At 37.7% G+C, this 16797-nt stretch carries 20 protein-coding genes; 8 read left to right on the top strand and 12 right to left on the bottom strand.

Going from position 1 to position 16797, the window contains the following annotated elements; genetic code table 11:
- Positions 1 to 4: 4 nt before the first annotated feature.
- The 4 genes from pcnB to sfsA form a co-directional block, all read right to left on the bottom strand.
- Complete coding sequence (gene pcnB, locus I6F65_RS12490) at positions 5 to 1438, bottom strand: polynucleotide adenylyltransferase PcnB (RefSeq protein WP_024611522.1); 1434 nt, start codon at positions 1436 to 1438, stop codon at positions 5 to 7.
- Between the two features lie 146 nt (positions 1439 to 1584).
- Complete coding sequence (gene gluQRS / locus I6F65_RS12485) at positions 1585 to 2529, bottom strand: tRNA glutamyl-Q(34) synthetase GluQRS (RefSeq protein ID WP_197113098.1); 945 nt, start codon at positions 2527 to 2529, stop codon at positions 1585 to 1587.
- 20 nt (positions 2530 to 2549) lie between these two features.
- Entirely contained in the window at positions 2550 to 2993 is a 444-nt protein-coding gene (gene dksA / locus I6F65_RS12480) for an RNA polymerase-binding protein DksA (protein ID WP_024611520.1), read from the bottom strand.
- Between the two features lie 318 nt (positions 2994 to 3311).
- A complete protein-coding gene (gene sfsA, locus I6F65_RS12475; protein WP_024611519.1) occupies positions 3312 to 4028 on the bottom strand; it encodes a DNA/RNA nuclease SfsA in 717 nt (238 codons plus the stop codon).
- Positions 4029 to 4151: 123 nt separating this feature from the next.
- On the opposite strand from sfsA, the gene pepB reads away from it, so the two are divergent.
- Positions 4152 to 5447, top strand: coding sequence for an aminopeptidase PepB (gene pepB / locus I6F65_RS12470; protein WP_024611518.1), 1296 nt, complete (start codon positions 4152 to 4154; stop codon positions 5445 to 5447).
- 171 nt (positions 5448 to 5618) lie between these two features.
- Entirely contained in the window at positions 5619 to 6185 is a 567-nt protein-coding gene (locus I6F65_RS12465) for a phosphoribosyltransferase (RefSeq protein WP_024611517.1), read from the top strand.
- Positions 6186 to 6333: 148 nt separating this feature from the next.
- Here I6F65_RS12465 and I6F65_RS12460 read toward each other — a convergent pair whose 3' ends face one another.
- Positions 6334 to 6990, bottom strand: a complete 657-nt coding sequence (locus I6F65_RS12460; protein ID WP_024611516.1) for a Crp/Fnr family transcriptional regulator — start codon at positions 6988 to 6990, stop codon at positions 6334 to 6336.
- Between the two features lie 446 nt (positions 6991 to 7436).
- Between I6F65_RS12460 and I6F65_RS12455 the strand changes: the two genes are divergently transcribed.
- Positions 7437 to 7673, top strand: a complete 237-nt coding sequence (locus I6F65_RS12455) for a YgjV family protein (RefSeq protein WP_024611515.1) — start codon at positions 7437 to 7439, stop codon at positions 7671 to 7673.
- 49 nt (positions 7674 to 7722) lie between these two features.
- Here the strand turns inward: I6F65_RS12455 and I6F65_RS12450 are convergent, their stop codons facing one another.
- Positions 7723 to 8403, bottom strand: a complete 681-nt coding sequence (locus tag I6F65_RS12450; protein ID WP_024611514.1) for a FlgO family outer membrane protein — start codon at positions 8401 to 8403, stop codon at positions 7723 to 7725.
- A gap of 103 nt (positions 8404 to 8506) precedes the next feature.
- Complete coding sequence (locus I6F65_RS12445; protein ID WP_197113096.1) at positions 8507 to 10198, bottom strand: amidohydrolase; 1692 nt, start codon at positions 10196 to 10198, stop codon at positions 8507 to 8509.
- 167 nt (positions 10199 to 10365) lie between these two features.
- Between I6F65_RS12445 and I6F65_RS12440 the strand changes: the two genes are divergently transcribed.
- The gene (locus I6F65_RS12440) at positions 10366 to 10734 is read left to right on the top strand and encodes a TonB family protein (protein WP_231613172.1); all 369 of its coding nucleotides are present in this window, start codon (positions 10366 to 10368) and stop codon (positions 10732 to 10734) included.
- Between the two features lie 146 nt (positions 10735 to 10880).
- Here I6F65_RS12440 and I6F65_RS12435 read toward each other — a convergent pair whose 3' ends face one another.
- The 4 genes from I6F65_RS12435 to I6F65_RS12420 form a co-directional block, all read right to left on the bottom strand.
- Positions 10881 to 11117, bottom strand: a complete 237-nt coding sequence (locus I6F65_RS12435; protein ID WP_166112259.1) for an EF-hand domain-containing protein — start codon at positions 11115 to 11117, stop codon at positions 10881 to 10883.
- A gap of 8 nt (positions 11118 to 11125) precedes the next feature.
- Positions 11126 to 11362: a calcium dependent protein gene (locus tag I6F65_RS12430; RefSeq protein WP_024611704.1), complete on the bottom strand. Its 237-nt coding sequence runs from the start codon at positions 11360 to 11362 to the stop codon at positions 11126 to 11128.
- Positions 11363 to 11708: 346 nt separating this feature from the next.
- The gene (locus I6F65_RS12425; RefSeq protein WP_024611703.1) at positions 11709 to 11936 is read right to left on the bottom strand and encodes a hypothetical protein; all 228 of its coding nucleotides are present in this window, start codon (positions 11934 to 11936) and stop codon (positions 11709 to 11711) included.
- 24 nt (positions 11937 to 11960) lie between these two features.
- The gene (locus I6F65_RS12420; RefSeq protein ID WP_024611702.1) at positions 11961 to 12194 is read right to left on the bottom strand and encodes a cag pathogenicity island protein Cag25; all 234 of its coding nucleotides are present in this window, start codon (positions 12192 to 12194) and stop codon (positions 11961 to 11963) included.
- Positions 12195 to 12526: 332 nt separating this feature from the next.
- Here I6F65_RS12420 and I6F65_RS12415 point away from each other — a divergent pair, with 332 nt between their 5' ends.
- Genes I6F65_RS12415 through I6F65_RS12400 form a run of 4 tightly spaced genes read left to right on the top strand, consistent with a single transcriptional unit; the run spans position 12527 to position 16407 of the window.
- Positions 12527 to 13984 carry a HAMP domain-containing sensor histidine kinase gene (locus I6F65_RS12415; RefSeq protein ID WP_166112262.1) on the top strand — a complete coding sequence of 486 codons (1458 nt, stop codon included), beginning with the start codon at positions 12527 to 12529 and terminating at the stop codon, positions 13982 to 13984.
- 1 nt (position 13985) lies between these two features.
- Positions 13986 to 14543 carry a hypothetical protein gene (locus I6F65_RS12410; RefSeq protein ID WP_166112265.1) on the top strand — a complete coding sequence of 186 codons (558 nt, stop codon included), beginning with the start codon at positions 13986 to 13988 and terminating at the stop codon, positions 14541 to 14543.
- A gap of 5 nt (positions 14544 to 14548) precedes the next feature.
- Positions 14549 to 15898, top strand: a complete 1350-nt coding sequence (locus I6F65_RS12405) for a sigma 54-interacting transcriptional regulator (RefSeq protein WP_024611699.1) — start codon at positions 14549 to 14551, stop codon at positions 15896 to 15898.
- Positions 15899 to 15906: 8 nt separating this feature from the next.
- Positions 15907 to 16407, top strand: coding sequence for a DUF1543 domain-containing protein (locus I6F65_RS12400; protein WP_024611698.1), 501 nt, complete (start codon positions 15907 to 15909; stop codon positions 16405 to 16407).
- Positions 16408 to 16440: 33 nt separating this feature from the next.
- Here I6F65_RS12400 and I6F65_RS12395 read toward each other — a convergent pair whose 3' ends face one another.
- The gene (locus tag I6F65_RS12395) at positions 16441 to 16668 is read right to left on the bottom strand and encodes a hypothetical protein (RefSeq protein ID WP_024611697.1); all 228 of its coding nucleotides are present in this window, start codon (positions 16666 to 16668) and stop codon (positions 16441 to 16443) included.
- Between the last annotated feature and the right edge of the window lie 129 nt (positions 16669 to 16797).

Raw genomic sequence — 16797 nt, 5'->3', positions numbered from 1 at the left:
ATTATTACTCGGTTGGTTTTTTAGGCGCGCGTCGACGAGTGCGTTTACGTGGTTTAGGACCGCCTTGATGACCTAAGTTTTTAACCATGTCTTTTTGACCGTTAATATCTTGGCTTAGGTATTGTGTCCACCACTGTGCAAGCTCAGTATGCTGAGTTTCGCCAGCATCCACACGTAGCAATAAAAAGTCGTAAGCGGCTTTAAAGCGAGGCTGCTGAGTTAATCTGTAAGCACGTTGTCCTGCACGTTTATCTAGACGATGCTGAATATGCCAAATATCTCGTGCGCCTAACGTAAAGCGTTTTGGTACTGCAATATGTTGAGAGCTTTCACTAAGTACTTTATTCATTGCTTGTGCAAAGGCATCGTACTCAAGTATTTGCTCTTGTTCTTGAATCTTTTTAGTGTGCTCCAATAACGGGAACCAAAGCAGTGCAGCAAAAATAAACGCAGGCGTTACTTTTTTATTTGAATTTATACGCTTGTCGGTATTTTGAAACATTTGCTGAACGAGTTTGTTTTCAAGACCGTCAGGGTTTTTATCTAAAATTTTATCTAGTTCAGGGAATAACGAACGGAATAAACCGTATTTACGCAGCATTAAAAAGTTTGCTTCAGCCTTACCATTTAAAAACAGCTTAAGTATTTCTTCAAACAAACGCGCAGGCGGAATGTTATCAAGTAAGTTTGCTAGTTCAGCTATTGGTTTTTCGCTGTTTGGCGCAATGCTCATATCAAGTTTTGTTGCAAAGCGTACTGCACGTAACATACGCACAGGGTCTTCTCGGTAACGCGTTTCTGGGTCACCAATTAACTCAATTTGTTTAGCTTTTATTGCGGCTAAACCATTGGCGTAATCGTGAATGCTAAAATCGTTGATTGAGTAGTAAAGCGCGTTAATTGAAAAGTCGCGGCGTTCTGCATCTTCTTCAATACTGCCAAATACGTTATCGCGAAGTAATTGACCTTCATCGCTTGATTGGCTTATTTGGTTTTTATCTTCTGGCGCTTCGTGGTGTCCGCGCATAGTCGCTACTTCAATAATTTCACGACCAAATACAATGTGTGCTAAACGAAAGCGACGACCTATTAAACGGCAATTTCTGAATAGTTTTTTTACTTGATCAGGTGTCGCGTTTGTTACTACATCAAAATCTTTTGGTTGCTGACCTAACAATATATCGCGAATACAACCACCAACTAAGTAGGCATCGTAGCCACCGTCTTTTAAACGATAAAGTACTTTGATTGCATTTGGGCTAAATTGTTTGCGAGAGATACCATGTTCACCACGAGTGATCACTAACGGTTCGCTGCTTACAGATGCACTTACAGGCGTGTTTTCGGCACTCGTATTTGGGCCGATTATTTGTCTGCAAAATTGAAAAAGCTTGGAAATAATAATCTGTCTCCTAGAAGGTGTTGATTGGCTCGCCATCGCAATCAAAAACTACAGCAAGTATAGGTGTTATAACGTAATACTAACTGTTTAACGTAAATAGCATATATTTAGGCGGGTATCATATACCAGCAGGGTTTAAAAATTAAGTTGATGTGTTGAAATTAAGCCGTTTTTAGTGATTTTTATTTACTTAATTGTGTAAATTGGATGGCTTGGCTAGTTGGATGCTGAGAAATTTGTATTTCAGGTACGTGTGGAACCTGTTTTAAGTTAAATTTGTTTACTCCCCATGCCATTAACTGCTCAATATTTAAGTCCATTAAATTAGCGTTTATTGGTAAACCTAAAAACTCGAATGCACTTATTAATGCCGGTTTTGGATTTTGTTTACTTATGGCGGGTGCATAGTTTTGCTTAGAAAGCTTAAATCCTGGTTTAGCTACAGCTAACGGTAAATGTGCAAATTCAGGTATTGGGTTATTAAGCTGTTTAAACAAACTAATTTGTCGTGCTGTTGGCTCAATTAAATCTGCGCCTCTTACAATACGATTAATACCTTGCTCAATATCATCAACCACTACTACAAGTTGATAGGCAAATAAACCATCGCTACGTTTTATTAAGTAATCTTCATGGGCGAGGGCGCTATTGACGTTAATATCGCCTTGAATAAGATCATTAAATTGCGTTGTTGCATGAGTTTGAATAAGACGAAGTGCGCCAGTATTTGTGTTGTGCTTAAGCGCTTTACAATGCCCTTTATAAATACCACCAATGGCTTTTATTTGTTTTCGAGTGCAGTTACACCCATAAATAAGGTTTTGCTTTAAAAGGGAGTTAACGGTGTCTTGGTATAAATTAAGGCGCTGCGTTTGATAAACAACAGGTTCGTCCCAGTATAGGGCATAGGCTTGTAAGGTGTTTAGAATATCGGTATCGGCGTTTTTGATAACGCGCGTGGTGTCTATATCTTCAATACGTACTAACCATTTTCCTTGATTTTCTTTTGCATCAAGGTAACTACCTACAGCCGCCACAAGTGAACCAAAATGTAATGGTCCAGAAGGAGACGGTGCAAAACGCCCGCGATATTTACACATAGGCGCAGTAACGGCTGTAGGAGGCATAACTAATTAATATAAATTAATTAGCCGCGTCCAGATTGCTTTTCTTTAATTTCTGCAAGTGTTTTACAGTCTACGCATAAATCAGCAGTTGGGCGCGCTTCTAAGCGGCGTATGCCAATTTCGATGCCACAAGACTCACAAAAGCCAAAATCATCTTCTTTAATCAAATTAATTGTTTTTTCAATTTTTTTGATTAGTTTACGTTCGCGGTCACGTGTTCTAAGTTCTAAAGAGAACTCTTCTTCTTGTGCTGCGCGGTCAACTGGGTCTGGAAAGTTGGCTGCTTCGTCTTGCATGTGCGACTTTGTACGATCAACTTCGTTACGAAGATCGTTACGCCAAGTTTCTAAAATCGTTCTAAAATGAGCACGTTGTGCATCATTCATGTACTCTTCGCCTGGTTTTTCTTGGTATGGTTCTAAACCGGCTTGAGCCAATAAACCATGTTTCTTTTGGTCTGGCATAACTATCTCCTAAATCCTTAATTTAATGCCTCAGCATTAGCCGGCGGTATAAATAACAGAAACTTATATCCTAGGCAAATTTATTTTTAATTAATCGAATTAGCTTCAACCATATTTAGTGATTTAAAAGCGTATTAATATCTTGTTTACACTTTTATTCATTCACGTATTCGCTTTCTAAAACTTGCCTTGTTATGTGGGCAAAACTTTTAAAAACAAGTTAGTTTAGTGAATTCAAAACGACTATTTTAAAGTTTTACTAAAGTTTAGTGCTATTTAAAAATTTCAATTAACTTAATGCTTTGTATTTATAGATTTTTATATAAATGAAATTTTTGTATGAAGTGTAACTTCATTTGCAGAAATAATAGCTTTGTAAGCCAATACCTCAACGCCTTTGTTAATTGCTTGGTTTAATAACTGAGCATATTTTTCATCTATATGCGCCGCAGCACTGACGGTATTTATCCCTTCATGCAAAATGGCAAACAGTAGTACGGCGCGATGCCCTTGTTCGACCATTTCTATTAATTCACGAATATGTTTTTGTCCGCGAACTGTTTGTGTATCAGGAAAATAACCTTGTCCATTGTGTGTATCATTTTCACTTAATAAAGTGACCGATTTAACCTCTACGTAGCAATCTGGCTTATTTTTACTTGTAAGTAAAAAGTCGATACGGCTGTTTTCGCTACCATATTTTACTTCGCTTTGTAATTGTTCGTAATGTGTAAGCTCGCTAATAACGTTGTTATTTATTGCTTCTTCTACCACTTTATTTGCTATGGCTGTATTTACACATATAAGTTGCGATAAATGGTTTTGGGTAAGCTCTAATGAATGCGGGTACTTTCGTTTAGTATTATTGCTTGTGGAATAAAAAGCATTAAAACCAGGCTCTGCGCATCCCGTCATTTTACCTGTGTTAGCACAATGCGCGGTAAATTCAGAACCGTCATTAAGCTGTAAGTCGGCTAAAAAACGTTTATAGCGCCTTAATAATGTAGCTGATTGCAGTGCTGGCGTATATTTCATAATAACTTCCAAGGCGTAAATGCTAAGCAGTAGTGTGATTTATGTTATTTATCTCAAGCTGTTGGGAACTTAAGCGCTCTATAGTAAACTCGGTGGCACATTTAAGTGCAAAGGTATTCTAACATGAGTGAAAAATTTGTTGTTCAACTAAGCGAGCAGTCTGCGCCAAGCCATTGGGGCGAAAATGCGTCGTTATCTTTTAACGAGCATGGTGCAACGGTTCATTTGTCTGAACAAGAAACATTAAAGAATGTTCAAAAAGCAGGTCGTACTATTGCAATCCAAGGCGTTAAAAACGTTGAATTAGCAGGCGACACTTGGTGCACAGAAAGCCAGTGGGCTTTTTACCAAGGTTTTGTAACACCAAAATCATTAGATGGTGTTGAGTTTGTTGATAACGCACAATCAGATATTAAAGAACTTGCTTACTTAAAAACATCGGCAATTTGGGCGCGTGAAATGGTTAACGGTACAGCCGATGACATTTACCCTGAAAGCCTAGCTGAAAAAGCCGCTGAATTTATTCAATCATTAGCGCCTGAACACGTAAGCTACCAAATCATTAAAGGCGATGCATTATTAGAGCAACAGTGGATTGGTATTCACGCTGTTGGTCGTGGCAGCGTTCGTCCACCAGTATTGCTTGAGCTTGATTACAACCCTACTAGCGATGAAAATGCGCCAGTAAGTGCTGCACTTGTAGGTAAAGGTATTACGTTTGACTCAGGCGGTTACTCTATTAAGTCGAGCGAAGGTATGCTTGGTATGAAATGCGACATGGGCGGTGCTGCAACAGTAACTGCAGGTTTAGCATTGGCTATTAATCGTGGTATTGAAAAACGTATTAAGCTGTTTTTATGTTGTGCTGAGAACTTAATCTCGGGTCATGCATATAAGTTAGGTGACATTCTTACTTATAAAAATGGTACAACAGTTGAAATCGTAAATACTGATGCGGAAGGGCGTTTAGTGCTAGCTGATGGCTTAATGGCCGCAGGAGAGACAGGCGCACCACTTATTATTGACGCTGCAACACTTACCGGTGCTGCATTAGTTGCTGTTGGTCAAGAGTACAATGCATTATTTGCGCTTGATAAAGAGTTTGTACGTGAAGTTGAAGGATTTGCTTGCCAAGAAATGGAAGCTGCTTGGCCTCTACCTCTTGAAAAATGGCATCAGCAAAACTGTCCATCACCTTACGCTGATACAGCTAATAGCCGTGCACAAAAAGGTGGCGGTTACGGCGGCGCATCAAATGCGGCAGGCTTTTTATCACGCTTTGTACCAAACGATGGTAAAGGTTGGGTACACATTGATTTAGCTGCGGCATTTAACATGAGTAGCACAAACCAATGGGCTGCGGGTGCAACAACGCAAGGTATGCGTACGGTTGCACGTACTTTGCTAGAAAAAGCATAATATAAATTAGTTTTAAAATAGGCGCTCACAAGCGCCTATTTTTTTTGTGCGCAAGGCAAGCAATTTAGTTCGATTTACGGTAAAATCCGTCGCCAATACCTGTTTGAGTTGAATCTTGGCTTTATTTTAAGCTGTGCTCAAATGTTATTCTCACCACTGGGGTTTTTAACTATGTCAGATAAGTGCTACATCACAGCTCAACAGCTGCTTGAAGATTCGTTCCGCGTAGCGGCACAAGTATATAAAGATGGGTTTCGTCCAGACTTTATTATTGGTATTTGGCGAGGTGGTGCACCAATTGGTATTGCGGTGCAAGAATTTTATGATTACAAAGGTATTGAGACAGACCACATTGCAGTGCGTACCTCGTCTTATTACGGTATTGGTAAGCAGTCAAAAGAAATTAAAGTACACGGTTTACATTACATTGTTGAAAACGCGAATGCTGGCGATTCACTTTTAATTGTTGATGACGTGTTTGATTCTGGTCGCAGTATTTTTGCGTTAAAAGAAAAGCTTTCTGAGCTTATGCGCTTAAACTTACCGCGCGATATTCGTATTGCATGCCCATATTACAAACCTAAAAACTCTAAAGTAGACATGAAGCCAGATTATTATATTCATGAGTCTGAAGAGTGGTTAGTGTTCCCGCATGAACTTTCGGGTTTAACGCCGGATGAAATTATTGCTGGTAAATCTGATCTTGCAAAAATACACGATATTTTGTTAGAAAAGTAATATACAAATATAACTAACTTGAATGGTGGGGAGTTAATTGCTTAACCAAAATTCAAGATAAATAAAAAAGGCCGTAAAGGCCTTTTTTGTGTTTAAAATTTAGCTAATTGCTTAGTTAACTGCTTGGTTAACTATTTAAGCAACCGGCTTAAAGTTGAGCAAAGCTATCTACGTATTCACTTAGCCTTGGTATATCTACGGCTTGTAAGCCATCGTTACTTCTCAGTACTAAGCCTTTTTCTACTAGCTCTGTAACAACACGCCTGTAAGCGCGCTCAGTTGTTGCAAAACGTTCTGCTTCAGCATTTACCGTTGGGTAGGCACGAAGTAGCGTAGGGTTGTTATTCTCCGCTCTTAATAAGCAATCTTTTGCTATGTTGTAGCTCAAAGGTAGTAATAGCTTATCTAAATTGATCTTTTGATTTTCTTGAAATTTAGCTGCAATAGTTTGTGCGGTATAAAGGCTAAGCTCTGGCTTTTCAAGTAATAGCGTACGCCAATGCCTAAGCTCAATAAGATTATATGTAACATCGCTAAAGCACGTTACCGTATAAATACAGGGGTTATTATTAAGCGCTTCTATTTCGCCAATAAGAGTATTATTGCAATCCAATTGACCTAGCAGCAGGCGTCGTCCATTACCTACGTCGTAACTAAACGACACAGTACCACTGCGCACAAGCACAAGCTTGCTTAAGGGCTGATCTTGGTGGATAAGCACTTCTTTTTTTGATTGCTGATAACTACTACCCGCAAAGGTGAGGAGTTGGTCAACAAGGTAACTAGAAAAATGGTATTGAAACATCAATGCGCTCTTCGGACAAATGTCCTATTTATTACACCTTAATGACGTTAGCATTACGGCTCTAAGAATTTATGCTAACTTGCTACTATTATTAGCCTTGCTAATAATATTATTTAACCTTCATTTCCCGTGTAATGATTTAGGAAGCTGCTGGCAATTGCCGGCAAACTTTTTTAAGGTTTTTAAGCAAGTTAGCTTTTTTATTTTGTTGTAATACCAATCCACAATAATCTTTAATCAATTTTAGAGCTAAACTTGGCGCTAACTGTGTTAAAAACTTCTGATTTAGAACAACTAAATAACGAAATTTTTGCCTTGTTATCGACCCTGTTTTCTTAGCTCAAAATAAATTACTTAATTAAGAAAATTGGTATAACTTTGCAATACTTATAAGTGCAATAAGTTAGCAGTAATGTAATGCTAACCTAAAGCCTAGGAGAGAACAATTGAGTTGGGAATATTTAGGTTATATTGCATCAGCTTTATTAGTTGCATCGTTAACAATGACAGACCTAGTGAAGCTACGTTGGTACAACATGTTTGGTTGTATGGTCTTTACAGCGTACGGTGTTGCGATAGGTGCAGTGCCCGTTATTTTTACGAATGGCTTACTGTCGCTTGTAAATTTATATCACATTATAAAAATATATCGCCAGCCTAAAGCCGAAGCGCCTAAAAGCTGAAGTAAAAAAGGGTTAACTTGCGTTAACCCTTTTTTGTTTTTTATTTAATCTATTGAATTGCGTCTAACATTATTCCATCTGTTCTGCGCGTTGGGTATAACGATTCCACTATAAAGCTCGGTATAAATCCTTTAGCCGAAGACACCACTACTTTTGATTTAGCACCAATAATACGAGCGTTAACAATAACGCCTCTGTTGGTGTAAGTAAGTGTGCCCGTTAATGTGTATTCTATATGCGGATAACCTTTAAGGTCTTTACCATTTCGGCTAAACGAAAAATCACCCATTGGTGTTACATGCACTGTACCTGTGTGTTTATAATCAACAACAGACAATCCAAATTCTTGTAATTCTGTTATAAAACTCTCAGCTAAATGATTACCAAAAATATTTGTTGTTTGCAGATTGTCGTCTAAATTTACAAAAGACGTAATAGCGATAGGTGTTGTGCTATTTATATAGTTCATGTTTTCAATTAGTTTCATAGCTAACTGTTCAGTGTAATTACTTAGTAATTTACTGCTATTAATTGGGCGGTAGTTGTTTTCTGGAAATTGCCAATTACTTACGCGTGGCTGATAGTTCTCAGTGTATTTAGCATTGTGCGCGTGATTTTGCGAATTGTTATTATGTGGAGCATGACCGTTATATACAGGGTGAGTAGAACAAGCTGAAAGTGAAAGTGTAAAAAGTGCCGATAAAGTTAAAGATATCTTTTTTGATAACATGTTTTCTTCCTGAAACATAAGGGGAATTTTAAATTACCCAACCTTATCGACACACTTTTTGATTACTTTAGTTAATTTTTATAATTAATTCGTTTATTTGCATTTATTTTTTTGATGTAACCTCTTCTTTTTCATAACGAAGCGTACCTGAAATCCATGTTTGCAGCACATTGGTTTTATAAATTTCGTCAACCGGCACTTTAAAATAGTCTTTATCGATTAAAATAAAGTCAGCCCATTTACCCTTTTCTAAGCTGCCTATTTTAAACTCTTGATGAGCCGCATAAGCGCCCCCTAAAGTAAACGCTCGCAGGGCATCTTCTCTACTTAGGACTTCACTTGCACGCCAGCCATTAGCGGGTAGTTGTTCATGATCCATACGTGTAATTGCAGAATATAAACCATCAAACGGATTAGCTAATTCAACAGGGTAATCAGAACCTGCAGCAATAACTGAACCTTGCTTTAAAAAGGTTTTCCACGCATAAGCACCACTTAATTGTTTTTCGGTTAAGCGTTGCTCTGCCATGTGCATATCTGATGTAGCATGCACAGGTTGCATTGATGGAATTATTTTTAGTGCTTTAAAGCGAGGGATGTCGTCGGGCGTTACTATTTGCGCATGCTCTATGCGGTTACGAAGTAATATGCCACCTGTTTTTTTAAATACGTTTTGGTAGGCATCAAGTACGACTCTATTTGCTTTGTCGCCAATAGCATGTGTGTTTGCACTAAAACCACTTTTAAAGCTTAGGGTAAAAAGCGCTTCAAGTTTTTCTTGAGTTTCGAGCATTAAACCATGGTAGTTAGCTCTATCTGCATAATCTTCAATGAGTGCTGCACCACGAGATCCTAACGCACCATCTGCGTATACTTTAACGCTACGAATAGACATGAAGTCGTTAGCATCTTGATAACGACCCGCTTTTAACATCGTTTTTAAATCGGGACTTGCACCACTAAGCATCGCAACAATACGTACTGGCAAATTACCAAGCTTGCTTCGTTCTTTGTATACTTCCCATGTGGTTTTATCAATACCTGCATCGTGGGTTGATGTAATACCTAAGCTAAGTAAATGCTTGCCTGCTGCATCAAGAGAGTCGCTAATATCTTGCTTTGATGGCGCTGGCATATGTTGTGTAATTAATGCCTCGGCTTTATCTACAAATATACCAGTAGGATTGCCAAATTCATCTTTAATTATTTCGCCGCCATCTGGCGCTTTTGTTTGAGCCGTAATGCCTGCTAGTTCAAGCGCTTTTGAATTAACCCAAATAGCATGGCTATCTATACGCGAAAGCACAACAGGTCTATCTTTTACTACTTTGTCTAAATCAGCTGCGGTAGGAAACTGCGCATTATCCCAAAGTTCCTGATTCCAACCCCGGCCAATAATCCAATCTTGCTTATTCTCAGCAAATATATTTAGTTTTTCCGTAATTTCATTTACAGACTTTGCGCCGCGCACATCAAGCTGCGATAAATTATCACCTAACCCAATAACGTGCCCATGCGCATCAATTAAGCCTGGTAGCAATGTATTACCGTTTGCATCAATTAACTTTGCATTGGGGTAGCTGTTTTTTAATGTATCGCCACCTAGCTTTACTACTTTGCCATCTTTTATTACAAGGGTAGAAAACTGTTGAACTTCGCCTTTTAGCATTTTTCCTTTATATAAAGGGGTATAGCCATTGGCGTTATAGATTACTTTAGTTTGTGCAATAGCGTAACTAGAGCCAGCACAAAGGCTAGCGAGTATGAGTGGTTTGATTATTTTTTTGAGTAACATGAGGCATTATTTTTTATTGTTTGTACGTTAACACTAGCAAAACCATTTTTATAATACCAACAACTTGAGATAAGGGTTTTTTATATAGGAGAGACAGGCGCTGTTTACGAAAGAGGTCATTAGTGAAAATCTAATTAATAATAACTAACCAAGTAAAAGAAAATGCGATGAAAACCCTCTATTTATTACTCCCCTTGAGCATGATGCTAACAGCCTATAGCTCAACGTCTGATAAACAAGTAAACGATAAAATGCCGAGTTTTGTTGATTTATCGAGTCCTGAACTTCAAAGTGAGGCAGGTGAATATTGGAATGTTGCTAAAAGAGTTGAGCCGGGATACCCGATAGAAGCCACAAAGAAAAGTACTTCAGGTTGTGTTGAGTTATCTGTGCTAGTTAACTCACAGGGTAGGGCTCAAGGGTATAACACCATTTCGTCCTACCCTGAGGGAGTATTTGATAAAAATGCAGCAGCGACTATGAATCTATTGCGTTATGATCCGCAGCTCAAAATACAAGTAAGCAACCTATATTAACTTATGCTCGAATGGACTTTATCGTGAGCCCAAACCTAGCGATACAAAGTATCTAACGCATTGTCCTTGCGGAAAATAGAGTCGCAGTTAATAACGTATCAATATAAAAAAGCTAGGTACTTTTATTTACCTAGCTTTAATAATTATTACTTACTTGCATACAAGTCATATTCGTTAAGTCTTAGTTTCCCGTCTTTATCTTGATCGTAGTTAGAAAAGCGCGACCACAGAGCGGGATCTGCCGCTGTTTCTGAACGTGTTAAAGCCCCATCTTTATTTCTATCTAATTTTTCAAATTGCTTAGCAATATCGTTACTTACGGCAAAACTTAATGTGCTAAAAATGCTAAGCGAAAAAAACGCTATATAGCTTATATTTTTCATGAAATTACTCAGTAGAGGTTATTGGTTAGATAATTTTTGAATTCGATTAGTGATATTTTACTGTCTTGATCTTTATCCCACATTACAAAAGTGTTTAGTAATTGTGGTTGAGCATCAAGTTCATCGTGAGTTAGGTATCCACTTTTATTTGAGTCTAGGTGGTCAAAGCGTTGCTTTACATCAAGTGCTGAGGCGCTAAAACTTGATAGCATTAAGATGCTTGATAACAAAGTAAGTATCTTCATGATGTTCCTTCCAAAATGCAGTATTTACGGTTTTACTAACGTTTATACTCATAGTGTTAAGTAAGTAACCCACTTTAGCGACACAAAGAACCTGATAACGAGTCAAAAAATTTATACAGTTGTTCTATATAAAAAAGCATTAAACGAGGTTAACGGGGCTTTAGATCACTAAAACAGTCAATATTTAAATTTAATTAATATTAAATACTTAGCTTTAAGCTAGAAGGGATAAAGCACTTGCCATAATTTAACTCCCAACATTAAATCCTTTTACACACTCCCTCAGGGATTATGGCAAATACTTTAAATTCACTTTACTAGATAGAAGCTTAAGTAAAACTTAACCTTAAGGTTTAAAGCTCTCAAATTCTTTTTTTGAGATCATTTCGTCGTCGTTTTCATCCAAATCAGTAAATTGTTTCATTACTTCTTTGTCTTTTTTTGCTTCGGTAATTGATATTTGCCCGTCCATATCTTTATCTAAATGGGCAAAACGCACATTTGTTGGTGATGCAAGTACTGTGGCACTAATTGCTAAAAACATTAATGAAAAAGCGGCTATAAGTTGTTTCATAATCACGTTCCTTATTAAATGTGTTTATTGAATAAATTTTTTGAATTCATTTAGCGACAACAAACCATCTTGGTTTGTGTCTATTTGTGCAAAGTTTTCATGTAATACGGCGTCTTCGCCAGCTTCGGCTTCGTTTAATGTACCGTTACTGTCTTTGTCTAACTCGTTAAAAGTAGCTTGAACGTCCATAGCGAGTGCTCCTGTGCTTAAAAAGCCCAAAGCGAGTAATGACGAGATTACTAAAAAGCGATTGTTCATAATTATTTCCTTATTAAATAAAGTTGTTATACCCATTACAAAAATGATGCCAAAAAGTATTTTTGTTTATTTTCAACCGGTTATGTAGGTAGTTAGATGTGAGTATGAAATTTTTACTGAATTTGATGTAACTTTTGTGTGCTTTTAGCAACACAATTTTAAGAGATTTATACTAGGTATTTAAAATCAATGAGTTACGTTGTTGCAGTTTAGCGACAAGGTGTTTTTATTACGCGAACAGTTAATCGTATTAAATGTAATTGTTGATTCAGCTAGTGTATAAGGTAGACGCCTAATAATAGAATGCTTAACGTCAATGAGGATTAAACATAATGCCAACAACCATGGCTGAAAAATACAAAACAATGCTTAATTGGCGACCTAATTTAATAGGTCAATTTGTAATAAGCATGCTGTTGTCACTACTTCCTCTTTCGTTGGTCGTTATTGTATTTTTAAATGCGCTTAACAAGCAGTTAGACGTTACTCAACTAATAGTAAGTAATAACTACCAAGTCACTAAATCGTTCAATGCTTTAAAGCAAGAACTAAACAGCCTTGAGCGCGCTACAAGACAAAACTGGGTATTAAAAAGCGAGTCGCTCGATAAATTAATTGTTGATAAGTGGCAGTCATCTTTACAAAGCGTAGATGAACTAACGCTCATTAATGCAAGCCAAGATCATAGTGCGCAATGGCAGCGTTTAAGTAAAACTCTACAAGCCGCGCACGTACAACTCGTTGAAGAAAAACAAGAGCAGGCAGAATTATTTGTGCCTATAAGTGATTTAATGGCGGAGCTTACACTGTGGTTACGTGATAAAAACGAAACCCAAATCACTGATAATAAAAATGAATTAACAAGCTTACAAACATCATTTATAAATTGGTTGGTAGCACTTATTCCACTTACTTTAATTGTAGGGGGCGGTTTTTTATGGCGAATAAGTGGTCGCTTAAAAGGATTAACATCAATTATAGATAAATTAGGGCAAGGTCATTGGCAGCAAAAAATATCGGTAAAAGGCTCTGCTGAATTAGTTGAATTGGGTAATAAGTTACAATGGGTGCAAGAGCAGCTTCATGTACTTGAACAACAAAAAGATACCTTTTTACGCCATGTAACGCATGAGCTTAAAACGCCACTGGCTTCAATGGTTGAGGGTACCGATTTACTCGCCGATGAAATAGTTGGTCCTATTACTGATGAGCAAAAAGCGGTACTTGAGCTTATTGCTCAATCAATGGTGCGCTTACGTACTATGATCGACAGTTTATTAAGTTACAACGCTATTCGAACCAGTAAAGATAGCTTAAGCGAAGTTGAGTTTACTTATCTTATTAATAAAATAAACAGTCACTTTGAACATCGTTTAGGTGCTCGAGAGCAAGCAATAAAGTGGCAAAATCACCTCCCTAATAAAACGCTCGCGTTACCGAGCGAATTAATTGAAATGATTTTAATTCAGTTAATTTCTAATGGCTTAAAATTTTCTGAAGATAAGCAAAGTGTCACTATTAATTTGGCACTTGAGCAAAACCAGCTTTGTATCGCTGTTACTGATGAAGGGTGCGGCATAAAAGAGCAAGAAAAAACTCAAATTTTTAGCGCATTTTATCAAGGCAAACACAGTAAAAATGTTACTCTGCAAGGCAGTGGACTGGGTTTAACTATTGTAAAAGAGTCTGTTGAGCAATTACGAGGGCAATTAGTGGTGGAACATAATGAACCTAAAGGTTGTCTATTTTTAATTAAAATTCCAATAACAACTATTCAAGGAGTTAATTAGCATGCGATCGCGTTTAATGACTATTTTATGTGTGCTTGGTAGCACCATCATTTTATCGGGTTGCGAGATTAACAACGCACAAGAAGAACATGTTTCTGCCTCAATAACAAAAACAACACCGGCACCAGTGATCGATACTCAGGTCACGACAGATAAAAACACTAAGCCAAGCCCTAAATCTCGTCCAAAGGACGATCCTATTTATCCACCAGCAGAGCAGGTAATTGCATGGCATGCAAATCAATGTGGTGGATTTAAGGTAACTCCAGTTAAGCAGGTTTACCTTGGTGAAAAAGAACTAAAAAGCTTTTTTAAATTTATGTGTTTAAACACCAGTAACGACCCTAATACAGTAATGACTAAATTGCTTAAACTCGACTTAGCCTACTTTTGGCCTGACGACATCAAGCAATATTTATGGTTGCAAAAGCAGCAAGTCATTATGCAAATAAATGCTAAAAAAGAGCAACAAGCTCTCAATAATAAAATGCAAGAAACCCTCTCGTCATTAGCGACTATAGAGCAACAGCTTTTATTGCGCGAAGAAACCAAGGAGTAGTAATAATGGCAGCAGCAAAACCACAAGGTGCAAAAGTATTATTAGTCGATGACGATGCCAGCTTATTAAAACTGCTCGCTATTCGTATTGAATCAAAAGGCTACGAAGTAACAACCTGTGAAAGTGGCTTAATTGCATTACAAACATTAAAAAGTCATGTTTTTGATGCTGTAATAACTGATCTACGAATGGACGAAATGGATGGTATGGCATTGCATCGTCAATTACAAAGTCGCTATCCTGCATTGCCCGTTATTATGATGACAGCACATGGTTCAATCCCTGATGCGGTGGAGGCAACCAAGCAAGGTATTTTTGCATTTATAACTAAACCAATAGATAAAGATGAGCTATTTGACAGCCTCGCTAAAGCGATAGAAATACATGGTGTTAATGCAGATGAAGTTGTGCCAAAAAGTAATATAGTAACGCGCAGCGGTGCTATGTTGCATTTGCTAGAGCAAGTAAAACTGCTTGGACCGACTCATGTTAATGTATTAATTTCGGGTGCAAGTGGTACTGGTAAAGAATTACTCGCACAAGCTATTCATCAGCATAGTCATGTAAAAGAGGGTCCGTTTGTCGCTATAAACTGCGGCGCTGTACCGGGTGAGCTTTTAGAGTCAGAATTATTTGGTCATAAAAAAGGCTCGTTTACTGGCGCAATTAAAGATCATCAAGGTTTGTTTCAGCAAGCTGAGGGCGGCACGTTATTTTTAGATGAAATAGGCGATATGCCACTTAATTTACAAGTTAAGTTATTAAGGGTGCTACAAGAAAAAACTATTCGCCCAGTAGGCTTTCAAGAAGAAATTGCGATTGATGTACGTATAGTTTCAGCAACACATAAAAATCTACCCGATGCTATTTTAAACCAGCAGTTTAGGGAAGATTTATATTATCGCTTAAACGTTGTTAACTTAAAACTACCGCCGCTTTGTGAGCGCCGCGAAGATATAAGTTTATTAGCACAGCATTTTAGTGCCAGCATTGCTAAACGCATGAACCAAAATGAAAAACGTTTTGCCAATGAAGCCATGCATGCATTAGTACGCTACGATTGGCCAGGTAATATTCGCCAATTACAAAATGTAATTGAACAAGTAGTGGCACTTACACCAAGCGAAGTTATTTCAGAACATTTAGTATTAACAGCGCTGAATAGTAACGAAACAAACGTAGAGCCATTGTCGCTAAACGACGCAAAAAAAGAGTTTGAGCGCGACTACGTTATCAACACCCTAAAAATGGCAGGTGGTAATGTAGCTGAAGGCGCAAAGTTTGCTAAACGTAACCGCTCTGATTTTTATAAGCTGATTAAAAAACATAATATTGATGTTGATAATTTAGGTTAAGGAAAAGCATGCAATTATTTATGGTGTATTTAGGTGGCCGAATTCAAGGCTGCCACATAGAAATGCATGACATTCGCTTTGTGGTAGGGCAAAACATAGAGCAAACGTATACTAAATTAAAGAGCCAATGGGTAGGCGACAGAAGCAGTGTTCACATGGATAGTTACATGGCAATTAGTCATATTGACGGTTTTAAAGTAGAAGTAGTTGATACTTATGTTGAGCAAAATAAACAACTCTATTTTGTAAACCTAGGCGCTTACAGAAGCGATTCTATGGCTGAGCAACACGACTTTGCATTGTATGTTGCAAGTAGCAGTAATGAGGCTAAGCAACGCGCTAAAAATGATTTACTCGCAGGGCTTAGTCATATTCATAAAGATGACTTACACGACGTAGATGACTGCTTTGCCATTGATTTACTCGACAGCCAGTTAAACATTAAACTCACGCCTAGTGGGCAAGCTCAAGCAATTAAACCAGATTGGTTTGGGTACCACGTACTTTAAATAAATAGATCGCTCTAAAAAGATAAAGCAGGATTAAGAGTCCTGCTCATTTTGCTCATCCTTTTCGCTTTTAGCCGCCATTTTAAACGCCACAATAACTAATCCAAACATAGCAAACGGCAAGGCGGCAAGCATGTATTCAACCATATTGCTGTCTTGAAAATTAGCTTGTAGTAAAAAGTGACCTGCCACACACATTAAAATAACCACCAATAAAATAGGTAGTAACATGAGTTCTTTTTTTGATGAATGATTTTTCATTGAATATAAGGCTATGGCATTAAAATAATGCGCCATTGTAATGAGCTTACTTAAGCTTGGCAAACATCACAGAACTTATTAATTAATGATATGATTAGCGTCAAACAATTGGGCAAGTGTTATTGGGAA

This window comes from Pseudoalteromonas sp. SWXJZ94C (assembly GCF_015864385.1).
Taxonomy (GTDB): Bacteria; Pseudomonadota; Gammaproteobacteria; order Enterobacterales; family Alteromonadaceae; genus Pseudoalteromonas.
This window is presented reverse-complemented; position numbering and strand designations above follow the sequence as displayed.